Raw genomic sequence first — 10,486 nt, 5'->3', positions numbered from 1 at the left:
TCTTTTCAAAGGAACCTCATCCACCGAAGTGGACGGGGTATCAACTTCTGGCGTTGATTTTTGGCACGCTGTTGAGTTCTCAAGGAACGGACGCTCCCTTCGTACTCACCCGCAGTAACACTTACTGGGGCTTTCCTCTGGGCTTTCGTTCTTCGCTTTTCTTTCTGCGTTCCAGACTCTATCAGAGTCTTTCTCGCCCGCTTTCCAGGTCCTCCGCTTTCGCGGTTTCCCTTTCCGGCTCCCCGACCTTACCAGTGCTTTCTGCGCCTTTCGCAACTCGGCCGATTCGCCGACGCGAAACGCACTGGGCGCAACGCAACGGCACAGGCCGAGAGCTGAGACGAAGATCAGCTACCTGTGGGGTGGGGTCCCGTCCATCGGCTGTTCGCGAGAAGTTCACGCGGCACGCCCTGGCGGGACTCACGACAGTACAACGCCGCCGGTTCACAGGCAAATCGATTCAGGCGTATGGTCTAGTCCACTACGGTGTCGCGAGACCGCGTCGCGGCCTCCTGCCAGGAGGTTCATTCGCGCGAACCGGGACATCTCATGACATACCCTTCTCAACGTACGCCGCCGAGGACACGCAGTGACGGCGGAGCGTCGAAGCCCCACCCCTGGGAGGCCCCCATGACCACCGTGACGTCCCCTCTTGCCGGGCGTGCCATCGGACTCGCGGCTGTGCCCGATCCGGTGTTCTCCGGCGCGATGGTGGGTCCGGGTACCGCTATTGATCCCGTGCGCGAGCCCTCGGAGGCGGTGTCCCCCGTCGACGGCGTGGTCGTCTCCCTGCACCCGCACGCGTACGTCGTCGTCGACGGCAACGGGCACGGTGTCCTCACACACCTCGGCATCGACACCGTCCAGCTCAACGGCGAGGGCTTCGAGCTGCTCGTCAACAAGGGCGACACCGTGACCCGCGGCCAGGCCGTCATCCGCTGGAACCCGCAGGCCGTCGAGGACGCCGGCAAGTCGCCGATCTGCCCCGTCGTCGCCCTCGAGGCAACGGCCGAGTCCCTCGCCGCCGTCAACGAGAGCGGCGACGTCAAGGCCGGGGACGTCCTCTTCAGCTGGCAGTGACGTGTCCGCCCGCACGGCGGGCGGCTCGGACATCCACCGCGGCGGCCGGGCCCGCCGCTCAATCGGAGACGGTGAAATGGAGACAACGCTGCGAGGCGTCGGCGTGAGCCACGGGGTGGCGATCGGCGAGGTGCGGCACATGGGCACGGCGGTCCTGGAGCCGCCGGCCCGGCAGATCACTGCGGATGAGGCGGAGCGCGAACAGGGGCGCGCCCGTCAGGCGGTGCGGGCGGTTGCGGCCGACCTGATCGCGCGCGGCCAGCTGGCCGGTGGCGAGGCCCAGCACGTGCTGGAGGCGCAGGCCATGATCGCCGAGGACCCCGAGCTCATGGCGGACGTGGACCGGCGCATCGCCGTCGGCAGCACCGCCGAGCGCGGCGTGTACGACGCGTTCGCGGCCTACCGCGACCTGCTCGCGGGGGCCGGAGAGTACATGGCCGGCCGCGTGGCCGACCTGGACGACGTCCGCAACCGCATCGTGGCGCGGCTGCTCGGCGTGCCGATGCCGGGCGTGCCGGACAGCAACGAGCCGTACGTGCTGATCGCGCGGGACCTGGCGCCCGCCGACACGGCGCTGCTCGACCCGGCGCTCGTCCTCGGCTTCGTGACCGAGGAGGGGGGTCCCACCAGCCACAGCGCGATCCTCGCGCGGGCGCTGGGCGTGCCGGCGATCGTGGCACTGCCGGGTGCCTGCGAGATCGCCGAGGGGACCCTGATCGCCGTGGACGGCAGCACGGGCGACCTGTTCGTCGATCCGTCGGCGGAGAAGCGGGCCGAGCTGGAGGCCGCGGCGGCCGAGCGGAAGGCGGCGCTGGCCGCTTCCTCCGGTCCCGGCGCGACCTCGGACGGCCACAAGGTGCCGCTGCTCGCGAACGTCGGCGGCCCGGCGGACGTCCCGGCTGCCGTGGAGGCGGGGGCCGAGGGTGTGGGCCTGTTCCGTACCGAGTTCCTGTTCCTGGACGACAGCAAGAAGGCGCCGTCGGAGGAGAAGCAGGTCGAGTCGTACCGCAAGGTGCTGGAGGCCTTCCCCGAGGGGCGGGTCGTCGTGCGCGTGCTGGACGCCGGCGCGGACAAGCCGCTCGACTTCCTGACGCCGTCCGACGAGCCGAACCCGGCGCTGGGCGTGCGCGGCCTGCGGACGCTGCTGGACCACCCGGAGGTGCTGCGGACCCAGCTGACCGCGCTGGCGAAGGCGGCCGAGGGCCTGCCGGTCTACCTGGAGGTCATGGCCCCCATGGTGGCCGACCGGGCCGACGCGCAGGCGTTCGCGGACGCCTGTCGCGCGGCCGGGCTGCGGGCGAAGTTCGGCGCGATGGTGGAGATCCCCTCCGCCGCGCTGCGGGCGCGATCGATCCTGCAGGAGGTCGAGTTCCTGTCGCTGGGCACGAACGACCTGGCGCAGTACACCTTCGCCGCCGACCGGCAGGTCGGTGCGGTGTCCCGGCTGCAGGACCCGTGGCAGCCGGCGCTGCTCGACCTGATCGCCTTGGCGGCCGAGGCCGCCAAGGCGGAGGGCAAGAGCTGCGGGGTCTGCGGCGAGGCCGCTTCCGACCCGCTGCTGGCGTGTGTGCTGACGGGCCTGGGTGTCACCTCCCTCTCCATGGGTGCCGCTTCCATCCCCTACGTGCGGGCGACGCTGGCCAAGCACACGCTGGCGCAGTGCGAGCGGGCCGCGGCGGCCGCGCGAGCGGCCGACAGTGCCGAGGAGGCACGGGTGGCCGCGCAGGCGGTGCTGTCCGGCGAGTGAGCCGGCGGTGTGCGCCGGCGTGCTGCCGGTGACTCGACGATCGAGGGGCCTTCGCCGGTGGCGGGGGCCCCTCGGCCGTTCGGAGCGGGCGGCTAGGAGTGGGGGTCGGGGCCGTCCACCTCGTAGCCGGGGCAGTATTCGACGCCCGGCTCCGGGGCGACGGGCTCTCCGGTGTCGGCGTCGGTGCAGTAGGCGTTGAACACCGCCGCCGCGGAGAGCGGGACGAGGCGGCCGCGGTCCAGGCGCCAGCCGTGGACCCGGTCGGCGAACCCCGGGGTGGTGCTGCGCAGCACCAGGCCCCCGGTGCCGCCGAGGGCGAGGCCGGCGGCGAGGACGGCCACGAAGCCCAGGCCTTCCCGGTCGGCGACGGACGGCGGGCCGTCCGGGTCGTCGGGGGCTTCGGCGTGGAGGACCGCGACGAGCTGCTCCTCCTCCGTCGGGACGCTGCACACCAGGTGGTGGTGGCCGGGGCCCGCCTGCTCCACGAGGCGGGTCAGGGCCGCGGTGGCCCGCTCGAACGCGGCGCGGCCGATGTCCTCCCCGCAGTCGGCGCAGGCCCCGACCCCGGCGAGGAGGGCGGTGGCGTACTCCCAGGTGGACTGCCGCACGGCCTCGTCGATCAGGAGCGGGACCATCTCGTCGACGGGGCGGCCGGTGTACGGCAGGGCCGGGCCGCTCCCCGCGAGTTCTGCGGTGAACCGGGTCCGCGATGCCGCGCTGTCGGGGTCTAGGCCGTTGTCGTCGCAGAACTCGGCGTACGCCTGTGGGTCGAAGAGGGCCACGGTCGTGTGGATGCCCTCGTCCGCGAGGGACCGCAGCAGGGCGTCCACGGCGCGGAGGTAGTCCTGGTGGTCCTCGAAGGCGAAGCTGCGGTAGCGGCGCATGGCCGCGAAGTCTCCGGCGTCGGCGAGGAGGCCGACGGTTCCGGGGACCTCGCGGCGCAGCGTGCGGCGCCGCGAGGCTTCCGCGCCCTCGTGGGCGGTTTGGCCGGTGGTGTGTCCCGTGGTGTGGTGCGTTCCTGACATGGCTTCCCCCTGAGTGGCCGTTCGGCGATCAACTGCTCACTCAGAGTAATCAGCGCCACTGACAGTGGCCGCGGCACCGTGGTCCACGGCCCGCGGCCACCGGCCCACCGGCCCCCCGGCGTCAGGAGCGGGTGCGGGCCAGCTCCTCGTAGAAGCGCAGCAGGTCGAGGTTGTCGACGGAGCCCGGGTTGACCGCCTTGTCCATCGGCGTGCCCTGCAGGAGGCGCTTGACCGGGACCTCGATGCGCTTGCCGGTGAGGGTGTGCGGGATGCCCGGCACCTCGATGATCTCGTCGGGCACGTGCCGCGGGGAGAGCTGCTCCCGGATGACGGCCTTGATCCGGCCGCGCAGGTCCTCGTCGAGGGTGGCGCCCGGCGCGAGGTGGACGAACAGCGGCATCCAGTAGCCGCCGTTCGGCTCCTCCAGGCCGATGACCAGCGATTCCTTGATCTCGGGGAGGCGCTCGACGGCCTCGTAGATGTCGGCCGAGCCCATCCGGACGCCCTGCCGGTTCAGGGTGGAGTCCGAGCGGCCGTGGATGACGACCGAGCCGTGGTCGGTGAGCGTGATCCAGTCACCGTGCCGCCAGACGCCGGGGAACATCTCGAAGTAGCTGTCGCGGTAGCGGCTGCCGTCGGGGTCGTTCCAGAAGCGGATCGGCATCGAGGGCATCGGGTTGGTGACGACCAGCTCGCCGACCTCCCCGGTGAGCGGCTTGCCCGACGGGTCCCAGGACTGCAGGTCCGTTCCCAGGCAGGCGGCCTGGAGCTCGCCGATGTGGACGGGGAGGGTGGGGACGGCGCCGGCGAAGCAGCTGCACACGTCCGTGCCGCCGCTGACCGAGGCGATCCACAGGTCCTCGGCCACCTCGTCGTGCAGCCACCGGAAGCCGTCGGGCGGCAGCGGGGAGCCCGTGGTCGCCACGCACTTCACCGCGGACAGGTCGAAGTCGCGCGAGGGGTGGACCCCGGCCTTGCGGCAGGCCATCACGTAGGCCGCGGAGGTCCCGTACAGGGTGGCGCGGGTGCGCTCGGCGATGCGCCACTGGGCACCGGTGTCGGGGTAGCCGGGGCTGCCGTCGTACAGGACGACCGTCGTGCCGGTGAGGAGGCCGGAGACGAGGAAGTTCCACATCATCCAGCCGGTGGAGGTGTACCAGAAGAAGCGGTCCTCGGGGCCGAGGTCGCAGTGCAGGCCGAGCTGCTTGAGGTGCTCCAGGAGGATGCCGCCCTGCGACTGGACGATCGCCTTGGGCAGGCCGGTCGTGCCGGAGGAGTACAGCACCCACAGCGGGTGGTCGAAGGGCACCGGCTCGAAGACCGGCTCGGCGGCGGCCGAGGTCAGGTCCGACCAGGCCAGGGCGCCGTCGGGGGTCGGCGTGCCGAGCAGCGGGATGTGCACGACGGCGCGCAGCGAGGGCAGTTCGGCACGGAGTTCGGCGACGGTGTCGCGGCGGTCGTGCTGCTTGCCGCCGTAGCGGTAGCCGTCCACGGTGAACAGGACGACGGGTTCGACCTGCTGGAAGCGGTCGAGGACGCTGCGGGCGCCGAAGTCGGGGGCGCAGGAGGTCCACACGCCGCCCACGGCGGCGGTCGCGAGGAGTGCGACGACGGCCTCGGGGATGTTGGGGAGGTAGCCGCTGACCCGGTCGCCGGGGCGTACGCCGAGGGCGCGCAGCTCGTTGGCCAGCGCCCCGACCCGGCCGCGGAGCTCGGACCAGGTGACGGGCACGGCCTCGTGGGTCTCGTCCACGTACAGCAGGGCGGCGGCGTCGGCGCGCGCCGGGTCCTCGCCGGCGCGCAGGGCGTGCTCGGCGTAGTTGAGGGTGGCGCCCGGGAACCAGCGGGCTCCGGGCATGGAGCGGTCGGCGAGGACCGTCTCGTACGGGGTGGTGAAGCGGACGTCGAACCACTCGGCGACGGCCTGCCAGAAGGTGTCGAGCTCGTCCACGGACCAGCGGTGCAGCGCGGGGTAGCCGCCCTCCGCGGGGGCCCCGTGGCGCTCGGCGGCCCAGGCCTGGAAGGCCGTGATGCGGGCCGCGGCGATCCGGTCGGGCCCCGGGGACCAGAGGGGTTCCGGCTGGGTGGACGAGGTCATGGGTCGGCTCCCGGTCAAGTGTGCGGCTCGCGCGTGGTGTGCGTTGCGTACGGTGCCATCGCGCGGTGGGTGTGCGTGCGGCGGCACACAGGGACGATGCCATGCGATCTACATCCGCACCAGAGGCCTCCGCGAGGCGCAGGCGCCTCATGGGCGGGTGAACGGGAGGTGAACGCCGCTCGCTCGGCCGACGGCCGATGGCAGGGTGAGCAGCATGAACGGTCGCGAACTGGTGCGTGCGGTGAAGGACATCGGGACGGAGCGGGGGCGGCGGGCGTGGCGCTCGGCGCTGCGCCACCGGCGGGCGGACGCGGTGGGGCTGCCGCGCCGGGGCGCGGAGCGGGCGCGGGTGCCGGGGCTGCTGACCGGTGCGGAGCCGCGCCCGGGCGGCGGGGTGCTGCGGTTCGCCCGCTCGGAGCTGCTGGTACGGGTCACGGTGGGCGGTGCGGTGTTCTGGGGCTGGGACGGGGCCGGGCCGATCCCCTCGTACGCGGTGGTGGGCAGCGGGCCGGAGCCCGACCCGCGGGCGGTGCTGGAGCCGGACACGGGCGGCGGCTGGCGGGTGGTGTCGGAGCGGGTGACGGTCGCGGTGTCCCGGCACGGGGCGGTGGAGGTCCGCACACCGGGCGGCGTGGTGCTGCGCCGCGAGCTGCCGCCGCGGTGGTGGGAGCCGGCGGGGGGCGGACCGGCCGGCGGCGGGGTGGGCGGCTCGGCGGGGGGCCTGGGCGCCGACGCGGCGGGCGGCTCGGCGGCTGCCGCGGCGGTCCGGGCCGTGGCGGAGCCGCGCTGGGGCGTGCGGGCCGAGGTGCCCGCGGACGCGCGGTTCTTCGGGCTGGGCGGGCGGGCGGCGGGACCGCGGCTGCGCGACGGGGTGTACCGACTGTGGAACACCGACCCGAAGGGCGGCTTCGGCCCGGGCGACGACCCCCTCTACATCACGATGCCGGTGCAGCTCGTCGTCGCCGACGCCGGGACGCACCTGGTGTTCCACGACAACTCGTGGGACGGCCGGGTGACGCTGCGCGAGGGCGAGGAGGGCGCGGGCTCGGGGCCCGACCGGCCCGGGATCAGCGAACTGCGCATGGACGGCGGACCCTTGCGGTGCTGGGTGCTGGTCGGGACGCCGGCCCGGATCCTGCAGGGCTGGTCGGGCCTGACCGGCGCGGCCGCCGTACCGCCCGACTGGGCGCTGGGCTACCAGCACGCGCGGTGGGGGTTCGGGAGCGCGGCGGAGGTGCGGCGCGTGGTGGCCGGCTACCGGGAGCGCGGGCTGCCGCTGTCCGCCGTCCACCTGGACATCGACCACTACGACGACCACCGCGTCTTCACGGTCGACGAGCAGCGGTTCCCCGACCTGCCCAGCCTGGCCGGCGAGCTGCGGGAGCAGGGGGTGCGGCTGGTGTCGATCGTCGACCCGGCGGTGAAGACGGGCGACGCGGTCCACCGGTCCGGCCTCGCGGTCGGCCCGGACGGCGCCTTCGTACGCGATGCGCAGGGCCGCGAGGTGCGGGGCGAGGTCTGGCCCGGCGAGTGCGCGTACCCCGACTTCACGGACCCGGCGGTGCGGCACTGGTGGGGCGGGCTGTACGCGGAGCGGCTGGCGCAGGGCTTCTCCGGGGTGTGGCACGACATGAACGAGCCGGTGTCCTTCGCGCCCTTCGGGGACATGACCCTGCCCCGGTCCGCGCGGCACGCCATGGACGGGGCGGGCGGGGACCACCGGTCCGCGCACAACGTGTACGCGCTGGGGATGGCACGGGCCGGGTGGGAGGGGCTGGTACGGCTGCGGCCCGCGGAGCGGCCGTTCCTGTTCTCCCGGTCGGGGTGGGCGGGCATGCAGCGGTACGGGGGCACGTGGTCCGGGGACGTGGAGACCGGCTGGGAGGGGCTGCGGGCCTCGCTCGCCCTGGTGCTGGGGCTCGGGCTGTGCGGGGTGCCGTACTCGGGCCCGGACGTCGGCGGGTTCGGGGGGACGCCGACGCCGGAGCTGTATCTGCGGTGGCTGCAGCTGGGCGCGTACATGCCGCTGTTCCGAACGCACTCGGCGATCTGGGCGGGGCGGCGGGAACCGTGGGAGTTCGGGCCGGAGGTGGAGCGGCACGCGGCCGCCGTCCTGGCGGAGCGGGAGCGGCTGCGGCCGTACTTCATGACGCTGGCCCAGCTGGCCCGGCGGACGGGGGCGCCGTACGTGCGGCCGCTGTGGTGGGGCGCGCCGGAGGACCGCGGGCTGCGGGACTGCGAGGACGCCTTCCTGCTCGGCGACGCGCTGCTGGTGGCACCGGTGCTCGAGCCCGGCGCGGACCGGCGGGCGGTCCGACTGCCGCGCGGGCGGTGGTACGACACGGCGACGGGGACGGCGTACGAGGGGCCGGGCACGGTGCTGCTGGATGCGCCGCTGGGCAGGGTCCCGGTGCTGGCCAGGGCGGGGGCGGTGCTGGGGGTTCGGGGGGCGGGGGGTACGGGGGGTACGGGGGCTTCGGCGGATTCGGGGGCTTCGGGGGATTCGGGGGATTCGGGGGCTTCGGGGGATTCGGGGGCCGGCCTGGATCTGGAGGTGTGGGCTCCGGCGCGGGGGCGGACCGGGGGTGGAGTGGTGATCCGGGATCCGGGGCTGGGCTTCGACCAGGGCGAGGTCGAGCGGTACACGGTGCGGTGGGCGGGGGACGCGGTGGTGGTGGAGGACGAGGACGGGGGGCTGGTGGAGGAGGGGGTTGTGGTGCGGGGGGATTGCGGTGGGGGTGGGGGTGAGGGCCGAGTTGTGGGGACTCGGGGAGGTGCGGGTGCTGCCTCTTCCTCTACCCCTTCCTCTACCTCTTCCTCTTCCTCTACCTCTACCTCTTCCACATCTCCTTCCCCTCCCTCCTCTCCGTCCGGTTTCTCCGGCTCCGGGAAGGATGTAGCTCCGCTATAGGGGCATACGGGACCCTGACCGTGCGCGGTGTACCGGCCGCGCTGCCGTCGGAGCGGTTCGATCAGGGGGTTTGTAATGGTCTTGGCGAGCCCGGCGAGGCCTGCGCGACCGTTGGTTCCTCGGCTGCGGGCGTTACAGGGCCCGCGCCACTGGGACATGGCGCCAGGAGCGGAAGTCGTGGGTGCGTGCCAGTTGCTTGCTGCGTGGACGCTCGTCGTCGCGACGCAACAGGCGGCCCCGGGCAGATCCCTGACGATGTTCGGCGTCGGGTCGGTGGTCGCCGTGGCGGTGGGCTTCTTGCACGGAGCGCTGCTCGTCAAGCCCTTGGCGCTGCTCGGTCGACTGACGGCCCGCCTGACGGCGTGGCCGCAGTCGGTTGCGGTACTGGTGCTGATGGTGCCGCTCTCGGCACCGCCGGCGGCTGCGGTCCGGTGGTGGCTCCGCCAAACCGTGGCGGCGACCCCTTCCTTCGGGGCAGTGTGGGCCGGCACGGCGGCGTGCGCGGTACTCCCGCTCGCCGCCGGGGCGGCTTTGCGCGCCCGGGCGGTCCCGGTGCCGGCGAAGACCCTATGGGCCAGGGCCCTGACAGTGACGGCGGCAGCCGTGGCGGTGACGACGATGGCCGGCTTCGTGATGGAACTGCCGGTCTAACGGACGGGGTCACGGTCAGCCGGGGTCGGGGAGTGTCCGGGGGCGTCCCGTCAGCCCATTGTCCTTTCGGTTCGCGCCGGCCCGTCAAGGGCGCTCCTTCGTCGCGTCGCTTCGCGATGTCGCTACGCTCCACCCTTGACAGACCGACACGAACCGAAATGCCAAAGAGCTGCCGGGAAGCCCCCGAAGGATGGCCGGGAGGAACAATCCGACAACGGCCATCGTCAGAGAGCCCACTCCCCCGCCCCATGTGCGGAATCCTTCCTTCCCGGATCCCCTTACCTCCCCGGCACCGGGCATCCGGGAAGCCGAGCCCCAAGGCCCACGAGAAAGCCATCTCCGGAACCGACGCGCTCCAACCCGCACCAGACTTCAGTGAGATGGCTGCCAGGAGCCGACAGACGCGTCAGATCGCTACGTGCTCCTCATTTCTCGGCGACTGCCGGCCGTCTGGGGCTGGTAGCGCACCAGATCGCTACGTGGCCCGGTACGTCTTGGCGGCCGCCGCCCGTCTTCGGCCGATGGGCGCCCGAGATCGCTACACGCTGCCGCCGGATCGACGACTGGCGGTCGTCCTCGGTGATTTCGACAACGCCAGCGCTATCAGCCACGGACGGTCGTCTGACGCTGAGACGTGCCGGGCCACGTAGCGATCTGGTGCGCTACCCGCCACGGACGGTCGGCAGTCGCCGAGAAATGAGGAGCGCGTAGCGATTTGGGGCGTTCCCCGCCCCCGATGGTCATCTCATTGACGTCTGGTGCGGGTTGGAGCCCCCCTCGGCTCCGGCGATGGCCCCTTTTGCGGGTCTGGGGGCTCGGCTACCCGTATGCCCGGTGCCGGGGAGGGATGGGAATCCGGGAAGGAAGGATTCCGCACATGGGGCGGGAGAGGGAGGTCTCTGACGAGGGAGAAGGCTGGACATGACCCCCTGGCCATCCTTCGGGGGCTTCCCGGCAGCTCTTTGGCATTTCGG

6 protein-coding genes are annotated in these 10,486 nt (G+C 72.9%); 4 read left to right on the top strand and 2 right to left on the bottom strand.

The window, feature by feature from the left end; all coding sequences use genetic code 11:
• Positions 1–630: 630 nt before the first annotated feature.
• Entirely contained in the window at positions 631–1,080 is a 450-nt protein-coding gene (locus AB0953_RS35115; protein ID WP_366863665.1) for a PTS glucose transporter subunit IIA, read from the top strand.
• A gap of 76 nt (positions 1,081–1,156) precedes the next feature.
• Entirely contained in the window at positions 1,157–2,827 is a 1,671-nt protein-coding gene (gene ptsP, locus AB0953_RS35110; protein WP_366863664.1) for a phosphoenolpyruvate--protein phosphotransferase, read from the top strand.
• A 92-nt stretch (positions 2,828–2,919) separates the two neighbouring features.
• On the opposite strand, the gene AB0953_RS35105 is transcribed toward ptsP, so the two are convergent.
• Both AB0953_RS35105 and AB0953_RS35100 read right to left on the bottom strand, forming a co-directional pair.
• Positions 2,920–3,852, bottom strand: coding sequence for a hypothetical protein (locus AB0953_RS35105; protein WP_366863663.1), 933 nt, complete (start codon positions 3,850–3,852; stop codon positions 2,920–2,922).
• 121 nt (positions 3,853–3,973) lie between these two features.
• Entirely contained in the window at positions 3,974–5,950 is a 1,977-nt protein-coding gene (locus tag AB0953_RS35100) for an acetoacetate--CoA ligase (protein WP_366863662.1), read from the bottom strand.
• A gap of 214 nt (positions 5,951–6,164) precedes the next feature.
• Between AB0953_RS35100 and AB0953_RS35095 the strand changes: the two genes are divergently transcribed.
• Positions 6,165–8,861 carry a glycoside hydrolase family 31 protein gene (locus AB0953_RS35095; protein ID WP_366863661.1) on the top strand — a complete coding sequence of 899 codons (2,697 nt, stop codon included), beginning with the start codon at positions 6,165–6,167 and terminating at the stop codon, positions 8,859–8,861.
• A gap of 177 nt (positions 8,862–9,038) precedes the next feature.
• On the top strand, positions 9,039–9,512 hold the full coding sequence (locus AB0953_RS35090; RefSeq protein ID WP_366863660.1) for a hypothetical protein: 474 nt from the start codon (positions 9,039–9,041) through the stop codon (positions 9,510–9,512).
• Positions 9,513–10,486 lie beyond the last annotated feature (974 nt).

The organism is Streptomyces sp. NPDC046866, from assembly GCF_040704625.1.
In the GTDB taxonomy this organism is placed as follows: Bacteria; Actinomycetota; Actinomycetes; order Streptomycetales; family Streptomycetaceae; genus Streptomyces.
Note: the sequence above shows the minus strand (reverse complement) of the source record. Positions and strands in the feature narration are given on the sequence as shown.